Below are 16,943 nucleotides of genomic sequence, written 5' to 3'. Positions count from 1 at the left end.
TCCCGCCACCCGTGGCGCCGGCCTCAAGGGGGAGAAGCTGCATGATTTTCGACAGGCTGTTCCAGCTCATGGCCGAGCGCCAGGCGTCCGACATCTTCGTTTCGGCCGGCGCGCCCATCCACATCAAGATCCATGGCACGGTGCTGCCGATCAACCAGCAGATCATGGAACCTGCGGTGATCCAGCGCATGGCCTACGAGATGATGACGCCGGAACAGGTGGCGCGTTTCGAGCGTGATCGCGAGCTGAACCTCTCCTTCGGCCGGCGCGAGATCGGCAACTTCCGCATCAACTTCTTCTGGCAGCGCAACAGCGTGGGTATCGTGGTGCGTTTCCTGCAAGGCGAGATTCCCGCGCTGGAGAGCCTGAACCTGCCGCCCGTGCTGACCGACATCATCATGGAGAAGCGCGGCCTGGTGCTGGTGGTCGGTGCCACCGGCTCCGGCAAGTCCACGACCATCGCGTCGATGCTGGACTATCGCAACACCAACAAGGCCGGCCACATCCTGACGGTTGAAGATCCGATCGAGTACCTGTTTCGTCACAAGCGCTCGGTGGTCAACCAGCGCGAGATCGGCTTCGACACCCATAGCTGGCACGAAGCCCTGCGTAATGCCATGCGGCAGGCGCCGGACTGCATCCTGATCGGGGAAATCCGCGACCTGGAGACCATGAAGGCCGCCATCGCCTACGCCCAGTCCGGCCACCTGTGCGTTGCCACGCTGCACGCCAACAATGCCTATCACGCGCTGAACCGCATCTCGAACTTCTTTCCGCTGGAAAACCGCTCGCTGCTGTACCTGGATCTTTCCGTGGCGCTCAAGAGCATCATCTCGCAACGCCTGGTCAAGAAGCCCGACGGCAGCCGTTTGCCGGCAGTCGAAATCCTGATCAACTCGCGCCATATCGCCGACCTGATCGAGCACGGTTCCTTCAACGAGATCAAGGAAGCCATGGAGCAATCCCTGGCGCCCGGCTCGCAGACCTTCGAGCAGGATCTTTACCGGCTCTACAAGGAAGGCGAGATCAGTTTCGACGAAGCCATGACCAACTCGGACTCGCCGACCAACTTCTCGTGGATGGTCAACAACTCCAGCCCGAGTGCGGCGCCGATCGGACACACCGCCGTCGACCCGTCCGCCCTGACCGAGTTCGACCCCGAGGAGTCCAACGGGGCATCCTTCAGTTCCTTCACGCTGCACATGGAAGAGTCGAACTGAGCTTCGCTCTTCTCTCCCCCTTTGCCCCATGCTTCTTGACCACATCCACGCCAGCACGCTGGCCTTGACGCGCGAGCTGATCTCGCGCCGTTCCGTCACCCCTGCCGACCTCGGTTGCCTCGAACAGATTGCCGCCCGCCTCGCACCGCTGGGCTTCCAGTGCGAGCGGATCGACAGCAATGGCGTGTCCAATCTGTGGGCCCGCCGTGGCACGACCTCGCCAGTCGTCGTGCTTGCTGGCCATACGGACGTCGTTCCGACCGGCCCCCTGGAGCAATGGCACAGTGATCCTTTCGAGCCCACCGAAAAGGATGGTTTCCTGTACGGACGCGGCGCGGCCGACATGAAGACCTCGCTGGCCGCCTTCGTCACGGCCGTGGAGCGCTTCGTGGCCGCCCATCCGGATCACGCCGGGTCCATCGCCTTCCTCCTGACCTCGGACGAGGAAGGCGTGGCCACCGATGGCACAGTGAAGGTGGTCGAGGCTCTCAAGGCGCGCAACGAAACCATCGACTATTGCATCGTCGGCGAGCCCACTTCGGTGGAGCGTACCGGCGACATGATCAAGAACGGCCGTCGGGGATCGCTCAATGGCACGCTGACGATCAAGGGTCAGCAATGCCACATCGCCTACCCGCACCTGGGCCGCAACCCGATTCATCTCGCTGCGCCGGCTCTGGCCGAACTGGCCGCCATTGAATGGGACAAGGGCAACGCCTACTTCCCGCCGACCAGCTTCCAGATTTCCAACATTCACGCCGGCACGGGCGCCAACAACGTGATCCCCGGCGCGCTGGATCTGCTGTTCAATTTCCGCTTCTCGACCGAATGCACCGAGGCCGGCCTCAAGGCACGCGTGCATGAAGTGCTCGATCGTCACGGGCTGGACTACGACTTGGTGTGGAGCCTGTCCGGCAATCCTTTCCTGACGCCGCGAGGCAGGCTGGTCGAGGCTTTGTCGGCCGGCATCGCCGATGCCACGGGCATGACGCCTGAGCTGTCGACCACCGGCGGCACCTCCGACGGTCGCTTCATCGCAACGATCTGCCCCGAGGTGGTGGAGTTCGGGCCGGTCAACGCGACCATCCACAAGATCAACGAACGGGTGCGGCTGGACGACATCGCGCCGCTTTCCCGTGCTTACGAGAACACCCTCGTCAACCTGCTGACCTGATTGCCATGGCCCACGACGAGCATTGCCCCGACTGCGACGACCCGTCGCATGACCACCAGCACGACCATTCACCGCTGGACGAGTTGGTCACCGTGCGTGACCTGATCCGCTACGCAACGACCCGCTTCAACCGCGCCGGCCTGTACTTTGGCCATGGCCTGCAAGATGCCTACGACGAAGCGGTCTACCTCGTCCTGCATTCGCTGGCGCTGCCGCTGGACCGCCTGGATCCCTTCCTCGATGCCTGCATTCCTTCGGACGAGCGTGGCGGTGTGCTCGAGGCGATCCATCGCCGTGCCGACGAGCGTGTCCCTGTCGCGTACATCACCCATGAGGCCTGGCTGGGCGATTATCGATTCTATGTGGATGAGCGCGTCATCGTGCCGCGCTCCTTCTGCGCCGAACTGATCGAGGATGGCTTCTCGCCCTGGCTGCGCGACCATGAGGCGGTCGGCTCCGCGCTCGACCTGTGCACCGGCAGCGGCTGTCTGGCTATCCTGATGGCGCTGCGCTTTCCCAACGCACAGGTCGACGCCGTCGATCTGTCGCCGGAGGCACTCGAAGTGGCGCGCCTGAATGTCGCCGAATACGGACTGGAGGATCGCCTTCAACTGTTCGAAGCGGATGTGTACGACGGTCTGCCAGAGCGTCGCTATGACCTGATCCTGAGCAATCCGCCTTATGTCACCGCAGACTCGATGGCCATGTTGCCGGACGAATTCCTGGCCGAACCCGAGATGGCGCTTGCCGGCGGCGAGGACGGCATGGAGATCGTGCGTCGCATCATCGGCGGCGCGCGTTCCCGCCTCAATCCGGGCGGCATTCTGGTGATCGAGGTCGGCCACAATCGCAATGAGTTCGAAGCCGCATTTCCCCAGTTGGAATGTGTATGGCTGGACGCCACGGGCGGTGATGAGAAGGTGTTGCTGACCTCGGCCGAGAATCTGGCACGCGCCGGTTACTGAAGCCCTTCTGTTCTTGTGCATCGAAATGGCCTGCTTGCAGGCCATTTTCTTTTTGCTGTGGCGCAAAAGTGTGTGCCTTGCCACTGTCATGGCAGCGACATCGCGGGCCGCGCTGGCGCCAAGGCATGTTCATGATTCTCCAGCCTTATAGGCTGTCGTCAGCACCAGCGTGTAACTCGGGGTGGCATATGTGGCGTTGCAGCAGAAAAATATGCCCTTAGAGCAGCTTGAGACAGGTCAACCCCAATTCCCAGCCAGATACTAAAAATTGCACAAGGCGGAGAAGTTGCTTTGATTACGTAACCCCGGCCATAACGACAACACGACCTGGGTTCCAGCACTTCCCGACTGACTATTTTTGGTCCCGTCATCTGGAGGAAGATTCAATGTCACGCGCATACTCAGCCCAGTCGTGTACACGACAACCGGGCCTGATTCGCCGGCTCGCAACGCTGGCAGTCACGTTCGGCCTGGGCGTCATTCCGGCTATTGCCTCTGCTGCGGCAGGGCACGTCAGCGAGGCGGACCTCGTTCTTCCAAACCTGCATGACACCGCAATTGCCAGCTTCCTGGGCGGCATGTCTGGCTGGACCCTGCTCTGCTACGGCCTGCTGATCTGTGTGGCCGGCCTCGTCTTCGGTGCCGTCATCTACGGTCAGGTCAAGCGCATGCCTGTCCATCGTTCGATGGCCGAGGTCAGCGAACTGATCTACGAAACCTGCAAGACCTACATGATCACGCAAGGCAAGTTCCTGCTCGTGCTGGAAGCCTTCATCGCCGTGATCATCGTGGCCTACTTCGGCTGGGTGCAGCACATGCCCGCCAGCGAAGTGATCCTTATCCTCGCCTTCTCCCTGGTCGGTATCGCCGGCTCCTTTGGCGTGGCCTGGTTCGGCATTCGCATCAACACCCTGGCCAATAGCCGTACCGCCTTCGCATCGCTGGAGGGCAAGGGCTTCCCGGTGTATGCGATCCCGATGAAGTCCGGCATCTCGATCGGCATGCTGCTGATCTCGACCGAACTGCTGATCATGCTGGCCATCCTGCTGTTCGTGTCGCCCGCGCTGGCCGGCAAGTGCTTTATCGGCTTCGCCATCGGTGAGTCGCTGGGCGCTGCGGCGCTGCGTATCGCCGGCGGTATCTTCACCAAGATCGCCGACATCGGTTCCGACCTGATGAAGATCGTCTTCAAGATCAAGGAAGACGACGCGCGCAACCCCGGCGTGATCGCCGACTGTACCGGTGACAACGCCGGCGACTCCGTGGGCCCGACGGCCGACGGTTTCGAGACCTACGGCGTGACCGGCGTGGCGCTGATCAGCTTCATCATGCTGGCCGTGCCCGAAGCCGCCGTGCAGGTGCAACTGCTGGTGTGGATCTTCGTGATGCGCGTGATGATGATCGTCGCGTCCGGCGTGTCCTATCTGATCAACGAGCGCATCGCCAAGAGCCTGTTCGGCGACAAGGTGCGCTTCAACTTCGAGCATCCGCTGACCTCGCTGGTGTGGATCACCTCCGGTATCTCGCTGGTGCTGACCTTCATCGTGTCGAAGTTGTTGATTGGCGACATCGCCATTGGTGGTCAGGTCTATGCCAACCTGTGGTGGCAACTGTCGCTGATCATCACCTTCGGTACGCTGGCCGGTGCCATCATCCCCGAAGTGGTCAAGGTCTTCACTTCGACGGCCTCGGGCCACGTGCGTGAAGTGGTGACCGCCTCCCGTGAGGGCGGCGCTTCCCTCAACATTCTGGCGGGCCTGACAGCGGGTAATTTCTCTGCCTTCTGGATGGGCGTGGTGATCGTGGGCCTGATGTCTGGTGCCTACATCGTGTCGCAGTTCGACCTGGCCGCGGTGATCAACCCGGACCCGACCAAGGCTGCCATCATGGCCGCCGTGTTCAGCTTCGGCCTGGTGGCTTTCGGCTTCCTGGGCATGGGCCCGGTGACGATTGCGGTCGATAGCTACGGTCCGGTGACCGACAACGCGCAGTCCGTGTATGAGTTGTCCACCATCGAGCAGTTGCCTGGCATCGAAGCCGAAGTGAAGCGTGATTTCGGTTTCGACCTGAACTTCGACCTTGCCAAGGATCTGCTGGAAGAGAACGACGGCTGCGGCAACACCTTCAAGGCGACCGCCAAGCCGGTGCTGATCGGTACCGCCGTCGTGGGTGCGGCAACCATGGTGTTCTCCATCATCATGCTGCTGACGGGTGGTTTGACCGGCAATCTGGAGAAGCTCTCCCTGCTCTACCCGCCCTTCCTGCTCGGCCTCATCTCTGGCGGCGCCACGATCTTCTGGTTCTCCGGCGCGAGCACCCAGGCGGTGTCGACCGGCGCCTACCGCGCGGTTGAGTTCATCAAGGGCAGCATGAAGCTGGACGGCGTGACCAAGGCTTCGGCCGAAGACAGCAAGAAGGTGGTCGAGATCTGCACGGTGTATGCGCAGAAGGGCATGTTCAACATCTTCCTGGCTGTGTTCTTCGGCACCCTGGCCTGCGCCTTCATCGAGCCCTTCTTCTTCATCGGCTACCTGATCTCGCTGGCCATCATCGGCCTCTACCAGGCGGTGTTCATGGCCAACGCCGGTGGCGCCTGGGATAACGCGAAGAAGATCGTGGAGACCGAGCTGCGCGCCAAGGGCACCGACCTGCACGCCGCCGCGGTGGTGGGCGACACGGTGGGTGATCCCTTCAAGGACACGTCTTCCGTGGCGATGAACCCGATCATCAAGTTCACCACGCTGTTCGGCCTGCTGGCCGTGGAGATGGCGGTGGGCATGACCTCCCAGGGGATGCAGGGCCTAGCCTGGGCCATGGCCGCGGTATTCCTGGCCATCAACCTGGTGTTCGTGTTCCGCAGCTTCTATGGCATGCGCATCGACGTGGCTGCTCCCAAGGAGGAAGCCGTAGCGACCGAGCCGGCCTCGCAATCGGTGTAAAGCACTCAGTACGGCCCGCCATTCGCGGGTGACATGAAACGGAAGGCCCTCCACGGAGGGCCTTCTGTCTTTTCGGGCATCCGGGGCCCAGGTGCGCGCTGACCCTGCATAGAATCCGCGCCAATCTGACTGCGCTTGATCGGCGTCGCCATTCCCGAGAGACAACATGCACGGCAGCCTGACCCAGTGGTTCATCGCCATCGGCTTTACCTTCTTCTACGCGGGTTTCGCGGAATACGCGGCGCATCGCTGGACCATGCACTTCCCTGGCCTGGGCAAGGCCTCGTGGTGGCAGGAACATGCCATCGAGCACCACGCCAAGGGACGTAATGACATCAACATCGACCTCAGTGCCTTCACGACTCTGTTTGCCGGGGCGCCCTTGCTGGTCTTCTGCCCCTGGCTGGGTTGGCCTTGGGTGAGTTTCGTCATGCTGGCCTGCACCGTGTACGCCGCGCTGTGGAGCAATCTGCACGCCGCGTACCATGAGATCAGCGGGACCTGGCTGGCCCGCCTGCCTATCTTTGCCCACTGGAAGGCGCATCACATGCGGCATCACGATCACCCTGACCGCAACTTCGGTACCGTCTTCATCTACATGGACTGGCTGTTCGGCACCCGTGTCGGCAGGGGCTCCGTCGCGCCCTCTGACAGCAGCCCGTCAGCACGCTCGCCCCAAGGCTCGGTGGATTGACGCTTCGGGCGTTAACATGGCGGGGATCTGTTTCGCCGCCCGACCGTGACGCCCCCGCCCCGCCGCATCGCCCACCTCGACATGGACGCGTTTTATGCGTCGGTAGAACTCCTGCGCTATCCGGAGCTGCGTGGGCAGGCGGTCGTGATCGGTGGTCGCCGCCTCCACACTCCACGACCGCAGCCCGACGGCACGCTCGAATATGCGCGCCTGCGCGACTATGCCGGGCGCGGCGTGGTGACGACCTCGACCTACGAGGCGCGCAAGCTGGGCGTGTTCTCGGCGATGGGCATCATGAAGGCGGCACAGCTTGCGCCGGACGCCATCCTGCTGCCTGCCGATTTCGATGCCTATCGGCACTACTCGCGCCTGTTCAAGGCTGCCGTGCGCGAGATTGCACCGAAGATCGAGGATCGCGGCATCGACGAAATCTACATCGATCTCAGCGAGGCGCCTGGCGACAGCCTGGACCTGGCGCGACGCCTCAAGGCCGTGGTGCGCGAGGCGACCGGCCTTACCTGCTCCATCGGCATCACCCCCAACAAGCTGCTGTCCAAGATATGTTCCGAGATGGACAAGCCCGATGGCATCACCTTGCTGGGCATGGACGACATTCCCACCCGCATCTGGCCGCTGGCGGTGCGCAAGATCAACGGCATCGGCCCGAAAGCCGAGCAGCGCCTGCATGCCCTGGGCATCACCACCATTGGCGAGTTGGCGGCAGCGACGCCGCAGTTTCTGGTCGAGCAATTTGGTCGCAGCTACGGAGAATGGCTGCATTGTGTGGCGCATGGCCGCGACGAGCGCAGCGTGGTGACGCACTCCGAACCGAAGTCGATCAGCCGCGAGACAACCTTTGAGCGCGACCTGCACCCGCGCCAGGACAAGGCTGAGCTGTCGGCCATCTTCACCAAGCTTTGCCAGTGGCTGGAGGGCGATCTGCAGCGCAAGGGCTATGCCGGTCGCACCATTGGTATCAAGCTGCGTTACGACGATTTCAGCACCGTCACGCGCGACCTGACCTTGCCCCAGGCCACATGGAGCGCCACGCAAATCCGCCGTGCCGCTGGCGAATGCCTCAAGCGGGTCGAACTGCACCGGCGCATTCGTCTGCTGGGCGTGCGGATCAGTGGGCTGGTGCCGAACAGCAATTGGGCGGAAGAATCGCCGGTGCCGCAGCAAGCCTCCTTGTTCGGCGACACGCCACCGGCATGAACGGCATTTGCGCCAGGCCATTGGTGGCCTGGACCTGCACGGAGATAATCGGCCTGTGATGAGCCGGCTTCTCACCCTTCCAACATGAATACCCTCCGACCCTGGCTGCGCCGCCTGTGGGTGCATGACAAGTCGCTCGACAGTCTCAAGGTTGCACTGGCCTTCGCCGGAGTGATCTGGCTGAGCCTGTGGCAAGGCCAGGAGCACTGGCTCATCGGCCTGATCCTGGGCGTCATCGCGTGCGCCCTGGCAGAGACGGAAGACCGAGTCCTCGGCCGCCTCCAGGCCTTGCTGATGACCTTGCTGTGCTTCGCCGTGACCGCATTCTCGGTGCAGGCGCTGTTCCCCTATCCCTGGCTGTTCGTCACCGGTCTCACCCTGTCCAGTTTCGCTTTCGTGATGCTGGGCGCAGCCGGTGAGCGCTACGCCACCATCGCGGTCGCCTCACTGATTCTGGCCGTCTACACCATGCTCGGCGCCGACCAGGCGGCCAGCCACACCACCCCGCAAACGATGTGGCTGCAGCCGCTTCTGTTGCTTGCGGGCGCGGCCTGGTACGGCCTGATCTCGCTGCTCGCCACGGCATTGTTCGCAACGCGCGCCGCGCGCCGCAGCCTGGCGCGCGTTTTCACCGAACTATCGCGTTACCTCGCGCTCAAGGCTGCGCTGCTTGAACCGGTGGGCGGGCGCGACGAGGACGCGCAGCGCCTGCAACTGGCCGAGCAGAACGCGCGCCTGGTCGGGGCGCTCAACGCGGCGCGCGAAACCCTGATCCGCTGGGTCCAGAACAATCGCCCGTCGGCCAGCGGCGCACGCCATATGCGCTGGTACTTCCTGGCGCAGGACGTGCACGAACGCGCCAGCTCGGCTCACTACCCCTATCGCGCGCTGGTCGCGGCCTTCGCGCGCAGCGACATCCTGTTCCGGGCCCATCGTCTGATGATGTTGCAAGCCGACAGTTGCAGCCGCCTGGCCGAGGCGATCCTGGCGGATGAGCCCTTCGACTACGGCAGCCAGCCCATGCAGGCCTTGGACGAACTGGCGGCCGCGCTCGACTTCGTGCAGTCGCGACAGGAACCCGAGTGGCAGCGCCTCAGCGAATCGCTGGCCGATCTGTGCCGCAACATCACCACGCTGGAGCGCCTGCTGGCCAATGCGCACAACCCGGATGCACTGCCGCTGGAGCCCGACAGCAGCCTGCGCGACCAGAGCCCGCGCGGCCTGCGCCAGGCCTGGCAGCGCATCCGTCTGGAGCTGACGCCGCGCGCCAGCCGCTTCCGCCACGCGTTGCGCCTGGCGCTATCGCTGGCCGCCGGCTACGGCCTGCTGCATGCGCTGGACCTGCCGCAGGGCTACTGGGTGCTGCTGACCACGGTGTTCGTCTGCCAGCCCACCTACAGCGGCACCTGGCGCCGCATGGGCCAGCGCGTGGGCGGCACGGTGATCGGCCTGCTTGCGGCCTGGCTGTTCATCGGTGCGTTTCCCCAACTCTTCGCCCAACTGGCGCTGATCGTGGTCTGCGGCGTGGCTTTCTTTGCCCTGCGGGCCGATCGTTACCTGCTTGCCACGGCCTGCATCACGCTCATGGTGCTGACCAGTTTCCACCAGCTTGGCAGCGGTTACGCGCTGTTCTGGCCACGCCTGCTGGATACCGTGCTGGGCGCCGCCCTGGCCGGGCTGGCGGTGGCCTTCATCCTGCCGGACTGGCAAGGGCGCCGGCTGCCGCAGGTGATGGCGCGCACCCTGCGTACCACCGAGGCCTACCTCACCGAAGTGGTCCGCCAATATCGCGAAGGCAAGCGGGACGATCTGCCTTACCGCATCGCCCGGCGCGACGCCCACAACGCCGATGCCGAACTCTCGGCTGCCATCTCGGCCATGCTGGGCGAACCGGGGCGTCATCACCTGGCGCCCGATCTGGCCTTCCGTTTCCTGGTCGTCAGCCATGCGCTGCTGGGTTATGTGTCGGCGCTTGGCGCGCATCGCGAACATGTCGCGCAGTGGCTGCATGCAGATCTGATCCAGGCCAGCTCGCACGCTGTTCAGACCCATCTGCAAGCCATCGCGAGTCAGTTGGAGACGCGTCAGGTGGCCAGTTTGCCTACCATTGACGAGGCGCTGGACGCCCGGCTTCAGGCGGTGCCGGCCGACGCCAGCGCGCCGGAGCGCCGCCTGATCCGCCAGTTATCGCTGATCCATGCACTGCTGCCGGAACTGGCCGGGATGTGCGGCGAAATCCTGCGCGGCGAACGCCCAACCGCCTGAGCGGCTGGCGCGCGTAGCGGGCTTGCCCCTATCATCGGGAGATTCCCTGATGGAGGCATCGTGATGGCGCTCTACAACGGCTTGCTGTTCCTGCACCTGCTCGGCGTGACCGTATGGGTCGGCGGCATGTTCCTGATGCATGTGGTGGTACGGCCGAGTGCTGCTGAACTGCTGGCACCACCGCAGCGCCTGCCTTTCCTGTCGCTCGCCCTGGGACGCTTCTTCAACTGGGTGGGGCTGGCGATCCTGCTGATCCTGCTGAGCGGCCTGGGCATCCTGCATCAGATGCGTGCCTGGGACGAGATGAGCCCCGCCATCTACGCGATGACCACGACCGGCCTGCTGATGATGGGCCTCTTCGGTCACATCCGCTTCGCTTGCTATCCCCGCCTGCGCAACGCCGTGTCCGCCACTGACTGGGCTGCCGCAGGTGCCGCGCTGGGGCTCATCCGCCGCCTGGTGGCGGCGAACCTCGTGCTGGGCCTGCTGACCATCGGCCTGGCCACGCTGGGGCGGCTGCTGGGCTAGCGCCCGAGCACGCCACGCGACAAATAACAATCCACAGAGAGAGCATCCCGACATGAACCAGACCAGCGGGCGGACCTACCGCTACTACGATTTCGTGATGGCCGCCTTCGTGTGCGTGCTGTTGTGTTCCAACCTGATCGGTGCGGCCAAGGCGGCCCAGCTTGACCTGCCCATCATCGGCACGGTGATCTTTAGCGGCGGCGTGCTGTTCTTTCCGATCTCCTACATCTTCGGCGACATCCTGACCGAGGTGTATGGCTACGGGCGCGACCGCCGCGTGGTGTGGGCCGGTTTCATGGGCCTGGCCTTCGCTGCCTTCATGTCCTGGGCCGTGCTGAGCCTGCCGGCCGCGCCGGACGACTTCAACCAGGCCTACCAGAAGAACCTCGAAGCGGTGTTCGGCAACACCTGGCGCATCGTTGCCGGTTCGATGATCGCGTTCTGGTGCGGCAGCTTCGCCAACAGCTACGTGCTGGCGAAGATGAAGATCGTGACCAGTGGCAAGTGGCTGTGGTCGCGCACCATCGGGTCCACCATCGTCGGCGAAGCGGTCGACTCCGGCCTGTTCTATTTCATCGCCTTCTACGCCATCTGGCCCACCGAGCAGGTCGTCAAGGTCGCCATCGCCCAGTACATCCTCAAGACGAGCTGGGAAATCCTGATGACACCGCTGACCTACCGCATCGTCGGCTTCCTCAAGCGCGTCGAGAGCGAAGACTTCTACGACCGCAATACCCGCTTCAACCCCTTCACCTGGCGCGTCTGAAGCGACAAAACATGGCCGATTCCGGAATCGGCCATGCATTTGCAGGTTTCGGCAAGACCTTCCCTGGCCGCTGCGCTGCAATGCCCCCGTCTTCAACACGACGGGAGTTTTCCAGATGGCCTTCGATGGATTGGGCGTGCTTTACCTTGGCAGCCTCTTTGCCGGCTACGCCCTGATGGGGGAGCCACCCCAGACACGCTTGAATACCGGCATAGACAGCCTGTTACCCACGCAGGACGATCGGCAACTCCGCACAACCACCCTGCATGTCTTCCTGCGGGAAAAGGAACATTCCCCTCTGCGTCTGAGCATGCGCCTGGGCTTCGGCGTCACACGCGTCACCGGCAGCATCACCCAGCTCACCGGCAGTTGGGAGGAAGGCACGCTGCGGCAGGTTCAGCTCGACAGCCAGGCCTGGGGGGCCGGGCCGGAGGTGGAGGCCTCGTTCCGCCTGTTCTCGGCCGGTCGTGTGTCTGGGCGCGCCGACTTCCTGGGCGGTGTGTATCTCTATGACCGCGACTTCCCGGCCGGTGGCAAGCGCTACAACGGCATGCTGCAGGCCGGGCTGAGCCTGGATTACGCGCTCGGCGCGCGGGACTCGCTCAGCCTGGGCTACCGCTGGATGCACGTATCGAACGGCGGTGGAGAGGGGAGCGACAACCCGTCCTATGAGGCGGCGGGGATCACGCTGCGCTACCTACATCGCTTCTGAGTGGCTCTGCGCCACGGCGGAAGTCCGACGGGGTCTGGCCGAGACGCGACTTGAAGGCACGGTTGAACGGGCCGATAGAGCCGAAGCCCACGTCCAGCGCGATGCTCAGGATGGGCAGATGGGCCTGGGCCGGATCGCGCAGTCGGTGGGCCGCCTCGCGCAGGCGCCAATCGTTCAGGTAGTCATTGAAGTTGCGGTAATCCAGTTGCTGGTTGATGAGGCGGCGCAGACGGTATTCCGGCAGGCTCATGCGCCGGGCCAGCTCGGTGATCGTGAGGCCGCTCTGCCGATAGGCGCCCTGCTCGGCCATCAGGCTATGCAGGCGCTGCAGGTCCCGCTGTGCCTCCGTGCCCTCGGCTGCCTGCGTGCCCTTGGGCGCTGCACTCACGGACGCCGTCTCCAAGGCAACCGGCGTAGAGGGCGGCGGCAAGCGCAGATCGAACAGGTAGCCCGCCAGCAGCAGCTTCACAGCGAGCAAGGCCACGGCCTGCAGCACGAGGCCGTCCTCGCCGCCCAGCCGGCGCAGCATCACCAGTGCCATAGGCAGGAGCAAGGCGCACAGGACGAACAGCAGGCGGAAGCGGCGCCGCGGCTCCACCAAGTCCGCCTGGCGGTCGTGCCACACCCGCCACAGCAGATGCAGACCCAGCAGCGCCGATGCCACCAGCGGCAGTTTCCGTAGCGCGGCCAACTCGGGGACGAGTGCAGGCAACAATACGCTGACGGCCAGGCCTGCGGGCAAACAGCCTTGGCGCATACGCAGCGCGAAACCCTCCTCAAACAGCAGGCGGCACAGGGCCCAGAACCAATACACCGTGCTCGCAGCCAGGGCGAACAGCAGCGGCCGCAGCAGGCTGTCGTCCACAGCGGGCAGGCGATAGGCCAGGCTGAGGCTGGCACTGCCCAGCACGCAGCCCACAATGACCAGGCGGAAGTCCCACCGTGGCTGGCGCAACGCAAGCAGCAGGAAGAGCAGCGACAGGCCGCTATGGGCGCCGGTCAGGAAGGGTTCGAGCGTCATCGCATCCATATGTGGGCGCATAGTGCCAGCGCGCGGGTAAACTTGCCGCCCTGCTCCCGTGTCAAACGCATCATGACCAAGACCTACGAAGTCCGCCCCGGCCAGTCCATCGAGTTGCTCAAGGAACTGCATATCCTGACGCGCGAGGGCAAGATGAACCAGGACAGCCGGCGCAAGCTCAAGCAGGTCTACCACCTGTTCCAGTTCATCGAACCCCTGTTGCAGGACGTGCTGGGCCAGCACCCGCAGATCAGCCTCGTCGACCACGGTGCGGGTAAGTCCTACCTGGGCTTCATCCTGTACGACCTGTTCTTCAAGGAGCATGCACCGCAGGGCCGGATTTGGGGCATTGAGACGCGCGACGAGCTGGTGGCGCGCTCGCGCGAGCTGGCGCAACGCCTGGGCTTTCAAGGCATGGATTTCCTTAACCTGTCGGTTGCCGACTCGATCAGCTCGACCGCGCTGCCGGAACGGGTGGATGTCGTCACTGCCTTGCACGCCTGCAATACCGCCACCGATGACGCGATTCGCTTTGCCCTCGCACGTCAGGCAAAGCACATCGTGCTGGTGCCTTGCTGCCAGGCCGAGGTGGCGGCCGTGCTGCGCAAGCACAAGGGGCGCGCGCTGGCCTCGCCGTTGGCCGAGGTGTGGCGCCATCCGATCCACACCCGAGAGTTCGGCAGCCACCTGACCAATGTGCTGCGCTGCCTGCAACTGGAGGCCCATGGCTACCAGCTCAACGTGACCGAGCTGGTGGGCTGGGAGCACTCGATGAAGAACGAGCTGATCGTCGCCACCTACAAGAACCTGCCGCGCCGCAAGCCAGCCGAGCGCTTGCAGACCTTGCTCGACGAACTGGGGCTGGAAGAACTGCAGGCGCGCTTCTTCTGCGCGGCACACTGACCCCGGGGACAGGCCTCACACCTGCTTACACATTGCGGCGTGCGGGATACAACTGGCGCGGGGCTTTCGCATGTAATGAATGCACCGGGCAAGCTGATTGCCCACTTTCAAGGAGCACTCATCATGCGTCACCCCTCTACCCGTCATTCCCGCTGGCTCGGTGCCGGCCTGCTGGCCAGCCTGTTGGGCTGTGCCGCCCTCGCCCCCGCTTTTGCCCAGGGCGGCCCCGCCTCTGCGCCGGGCGCACGTACCGAACAACGTGTGGCGCGCCACGCTGAGCACCGCGCCGCGATGCACAACCGCCTGCACGACACGCTCAAGCTGAGCGCCGCGCAGGAACCGGCCTGGAAGAGCTTCACCGAATCCATGCAACCGCCGGCCCGCCCTGCCATGGACCGTCAATCCCTGGCCGGACTGACCGCCCCGGAACGCGCCGACAAGATGCTGGAGTTCTCGCGCCAGCACCAGGCCGCAATCGAAAAGCGTGCCCAGGCCCTGAAGGATTTCTATGCCCAGCTCAGTCCCGAGCAGAAGAGCGCTTTTGATGCCTTCCATGCCGCCATGCCCATGCATGCGGGCATGCGCGGTCAAAAAGGCGGCCATGGCGGCCCGGGACGCGGTGGCATGCCCTTGTAAGCGCAAGGGGCATCGCCCCGCCCCTGAGTACGTAGCGAATCCAGACGTCGGAGCCGGCATTCTTTGGAATAATGGCGGCTTCCTGTCGGCCCCGTCGTCCGATTCGCCCCCATGCCCCGAAAGCGACTGATTCCCAACCTGCCGCTGCGCCTGATCCTGATCGGCCCTTACGTTGCGCTGGTGCTGGGGCTGGCCACCACCATCGGCGTGCTGTCCTGGCAGGCGGGCAGCCGCGCGGTGGACTCGGTGTCAGAGCACCTGTTGCTGGAGACCGTTGGCCGTATCGGCCAGGCCGTGGACCGCCACATCGTCGGCTCAGGCGCCGCGCTTGAAGCTGCTTTTCCAAACGGTATGGCGGCCCCGTCCGACATCCGCACCGACCTGGCAAACCTGCGCACTCGCTTCTGGATCGCCACCTCGCTGCACATCGACCCCAACAACTACGTCTATTACGGCAACCGCGCGGGCCAGGGCTTCGGCCTCTACCGCCACTCGCTGACCGAGGGCGAGTTGCGGGTGAAGTACGAGGCTGCCGAAATGCGCAGCTACTACCGCTTCACCGGCATCGACGGCGCCCTCAACTTTCATTCGCGCGAGAAGAAACTATTCGATCCCCGGGTACGCCCCTGGTACAAGGCGGGCGAAACCGCTGGCAGCGACATCTGGACTTCCGTCTACATCGACTTCGGTACCCAGGAACTGGTCGCCACCCGGGCGCGCCGCGTGCTGTCGGCCGAAGGATCGCTGGAGGGCGTGGTCGCCACTGACATCTCGCTGCGCGCGCTCAACGACTTCGTGCGCAACCTGAAGGTGTCGCCCAATGGCATCGCTTTCATCATCGAGCCGAGCGGCGATCTCATCGCCTCCTCCTCCACGCCCAATGTGAAGCGCCTGCCGGATGGGGCCAGCACCCGCCTCAAACCAGCCGAGAGCGGCTCGTCCCTGCTTGCCGCGATCAACACCGAGGTGACGGCGGCGCTGGCGCGCCAGGCCAAACCGGAGCTGCCGCAAACCTTCACCTTCGACACCCATGAGTTCGGCCAGATGCATGTGGCCTTCGACCGCGTGCGCGACGACGCCGGGCTGGAGTGGATCACCGTGGTGGCGATGCCGCGCAGTGACTTCATGACCGGCGTGACGGCCAACCTGCGCAGCACCTTCATGATCGGGGCGCTGGCCGCCCTGATCGCCGTGCTCATCGGCATGCGCGTCATCGTGTGGGTGTCGGACGACCTCAAGCGTCTGGCTGCTGCCGCGCGCCGCGTGGGCGAAGGCGAGCTGGATACGCCGATCGGCATCTCGCGCCAGGACGAGATCGGCGAGCTGGCGCACAGTTTCGAGACCATGCAGATGCAGTTGCAGACTGATCGGCTGACCGGCATCGCCAACCGCGAGTGCTTCAGCCGTCGCCTTGATCACCTGATCCGCTCGCGCCGCCTGTCCGATCAGGGCATTCGCTTTGCCGTGCTGTTCATCGACCTCAACGGTTTCAAGCAGATCAACGACAACTTCGGTCACGAGGCGGGTGATCGTGCACTGATCGAAATTGCCCATCGCCTGACCCACTGTGTGCGCGACAACGACCTGGTGGCGCGCTATGCCGGCGACGAGTTCGTCATCCTGCTGCGCGACGTCGACAGTCCGGAGGCCTGCGAGCCGATCCGCAACAACATCGAAACCTCCTTCGCCAGTCCGCTGCAATCCATCGGCATGCCGGATGCCGGTGGCGTGCATGTCGGCGCGGCCATCGGCATCGCGCTGTATCCGCGCGACGGCGAATCGGCCGAAGAGCTGATCCGCTGTGCGGACATCTCGATGTACCACATCAAGACCGGTAGCGCCGGCCTGGCTCAATAACCCAAGCCCTACTGTCTTTGCACCGCTTGACGACGCTTTACGCGGAAG

Annotated in this window: 14 protein-coding genes; 13 read left to right on the top strand and 1 reads right to left on the bottom strand. The window is 64.2% G+C overall.

The genetic code is table 11. The annotated features are described in order from the left end of the window. Positions 1 to 41 precede the first annotated feature (41 nt). From NMB43_RS10415 to NMB43_RS10370, 10 genes are all read left to right on the top strand, one after another. A complete protein-coding gene (locus NMB43_RS10415) occupies positions 42 to 1,220 on the top strand; it encodes a PilT/PilU family type 4a pilus ATPase (protein ID WP_494352094.1) in 1,179 nt (392 codons plus the stop codon). A gap of 28 nt (positions 1,221 to 1,248) precedes the next feature. Next, positions 1,249 to 2,394, top strand: a complete 1,146-nt coding sequence (gene dapE / locus NMB43_RS10410) for a succinyl-diaminopimelate desuccinylase (RefSeq protein WP_494352093.1) — start codon at positions 1,249 to 1,251, stop codon at positions 2,392 to 2,394. A gap of 5 nt (positions 2,395 to 2,399) precedes the next feature. After that, positions 2,400 to 3,359: a 50S ribosomal protein L3 N(5)-glutamine methyltransferase gene (prmB, locus tag NMB43_RS10405; protein WP_494352092.1), complete on the top strand. Its 960-nt coding sequence runs from the start codon at positions 2,400 to 2,402 to the stop codon at positions 3,357 to 3,359. Between the two features lie 386 nt (positions 3,360 to 3,745). After that, entirely contained in the window at positions 3,746 to 6,298 is a 2,553-nt protein-coding gene (locus NMB43_RS10400) for a sodium-translocating pyrophosphatase (RefSeq protein ID WP_494352091.1), read from the top strand. A 166-nt stretch (positions 6,299 to 6,464) separates the two neighbouring features. Continuing rightward, positions 6,465 to 6,992: a sterol desaturase family protein gene (locus NMB43_RS10395; protein WP_494352090.1), complete on the top strand. Its 528-nt coding sequence runs from the start codon at positions 6,465 to 6,467 to the stop codon at positions 6,990 to 6,992. Positions 6,993 to 7,037: 45 nt separating this feature from the next. Continuing rightward, entirely contained in the window at positions 7,038 to 8,207 is a 1,170-nt protein-coding gene (dinB, locus tag NMB43_RS10390) for a DNA polymerase IV (RefSeq protein ID WP_494352089.1), read from the top strand. 84 nt (positions 8,208 to 8,291) lie between these two features. Further along, a complete protein-coding gene (gene yccS, locus NMB43_RS10385; RefSeq protein WP_494352088.1) occupies positions 8,292 to 10,472 on the top strand; it encodes a YccS family putative transporter in 2,181 nt (726 codons plus the stop codon). 63 nt (positions 10,473 to 10,535) lie between these two features. After that, positions 10,536 to 11,000 carry a CopD family protein gene (locus NMB43_RS10380; RefSeq protein WP_494352087.1) on the top strand — a complete coding sequence of 155 codons (465 nt, stop codon included), beginning with the start codon at positions 10,536 to 10,538 and terminating at the stop codon, positions 10,998 to 11,000. 52 nt (positions 11,001 to 11,052) lie between these two features. Then, complete coding sequence (locus NMB43_RS10375; protein ID WP_494352086.1) at positions 11,053 to 11,766, top strand: queuosine precursor transporter; 714 nt, start codon at positions 11,053 to 11,055, stop codon at positions 11,764 to 11,766. Positions 11,767 to 11,881: 115 nt separating this feature from the next. Further along, the gene (locus tag NMB43_RS10370; RefSeq protein ID WP_494352085.1) at positions 11,882 to 12,478 is read left to right on the top strand and encodes an acyloxyacyl hydrolase; all 597 of its coding nucleotides are present in this window, start codon (positions 11,882 to 11,884) and stop codon (positions 12,476 to 12,478) included. Here NMB43_RS10370 and NMB43_RS10365 read toward each other — a convergent pair. Further along, positions 12,450 to 13,499 (bottom strand): helix-turn-helix transcriptional regulator, encoded by a 1,050-nt coding sequence (locus NMB43_RS10365; RefSeq protein ID WP_494352084.1) that lies wholly within the window; start codon positions 13,497 to 13,499, stop codon positions 12,450 to 12,452. The genes NMB43_RS10370 and NMB43_RS10365 overlap by 29 nt on opposite strands. A 72-nt stretch (positions 13,500 to 13,571) precedes the next feature. Here NMB43_RS10365 and NMB43_RS10360 point away from each other — a divergent pair, with 72 nt between their 5' ends. From NMB43_RS10360 to NMB43_RS10350, 3 genes are all read left to right on the top strand, one after another. Beyond that, entirely contained in the window at positions 13,572 to 14,402 is an 831-nt protein-coding gene (locus NMB43_RS10360) for a class I SAM-dependent methyltransferase (protein WP_494352083.1), read from the top strand. Between the two features lie 123 nt (positions 14,403 to 14,525). After that, positions 14,526 to 15,038, top strand: coding sequence for a Spy/CpxP family protein refolding chaperone (locus tag NMB43_RS10355; protein ID WP_494352082.1), 513 nt, complete (start codon positions 14,526 to 14,528; stop codon positions 15,036 to 15,038). 111 nt (positions 15,039 to 15,149) lie between these two features. After that, the gene (locus NMB43_RS10350; RefSeq protein WP_494352081.1) at positions 15,150 to 16,895 is read left to right on the top strand and encodes a diguanylate cyclase domain-containing protein; all 1,746 of its coding nucleotides are present in this window, start codon (positions 15,150 to 15,152) and stop codon (positions 16,893 to 16,895) included. The last annotated feature ends 48 nt before the right edge of the window (positions 16,896 to 16,943 follow it).

It is taken from the genome of Uliginosibacterium sangjuense (assembly GCF_059132465.1).
Note: the sequence above shows the minus strand (reverse complement) of the source record. Positions and strands in the feature narration are given on the sequence as shown.

What these genes read in the sequence shown, in the direction of transcription:
- NMB43_RS10395 (WP_494352090.1), top strand. Translation starts at nt 6,465, where the DNA reads ATGCACGGCAGCCTGACCCAGTGGTTCATCGCCATCGGCTTTACCTTC.
- yccS (WP_494352088.1), top strand. Translation starts at nt 8,292, where the DNA reads ATGAATACCCTCCGACCCTGGCTGCGCCGCCTGTGGGTGCATGACAAG.
- NMB43_RS10360 (WP_494352083.1), top strand. Translation starts at nt 13,572, where the DNA reads ATGACCAAGACCTACGAAGTCCGCCCCGGCCAGTCCATCGAGTTGCTC.
- NMB43_RS10380 (WP_494352087.1), top strand. Translation starts at nt 10,536, where the DNA reads ATGGCGCTCTACAACGGCTTGCTGTTCCTGCACCTGCTCGGCGTGACC.
- NMB43_RS10365 (WP_494352084.1), bottom strand. Translation starts at nt 13,499, where the DNA reads ATGACGCTCGAACCCTTCCTGACCGGCGCCCATAGCGGCCTGTCGCTG.
- NMB43_RS10400 (WP_494352091.1), top strand. Translation starts at nt 3,746, where the DNA reads ATGTCACGCGCATACTCAGCCCAGTCGTGTACACGACAACCGGGCCTG.
- NMB43_RS10370 (WP_494352085.1), top strand. Translation starts at nt 11,882, where the DNA reads ATGGCCTTCGATGGATTGGGCGTGCTTTACCTTGGCAGCCTCTTTGCC.
- prmB (WP_494352092.1), top strand. Translation starts at nt 2,400, where the DNA reads ATGGCCCACGACGAGCATTGCCCCGACTGCGACGACCCGTCGCATGAC.
- NMB43_RS10350 (WP_494352081.1), top strand. Translation starts at nt 15,150, where the DNA reads ATGCCCCGAAAGCGACTGATTCCCAACCTGCCGCTGCGCCTGATCCTG.
- dapE (WP_494352093.1), top strand. Translation starts at nt 1,249, where the DNA reads ATGCTTCTTGACCACATCCACGCCAGCACGCTGGCCTTGACGCGCGAG.
- NMB43_RS10415 (WP_494352094.1), top strand. Translation starts at nt 42, where the DNA reads ATGATTTTCGACAGGCTGTTCCAGCTCATGGCCGAGCGCCAGGCGTCC.
- NMB43_RS10375 (WP_494352086.1), top strand. Translation starts at nt 11,053, where the DNA reads ATGAACCAGACCAGCGGGCGGACCTACCGCTACTACGATTTCGTGATG.
- NMB43_RS10355 (WP_494352082.1), top strand. Translation starts at nt 14,526, where the DNA reads ATGCGTCACCCCTCTACCCGTCATTCCCGCTGGCTCGGTGCCGGCCTG.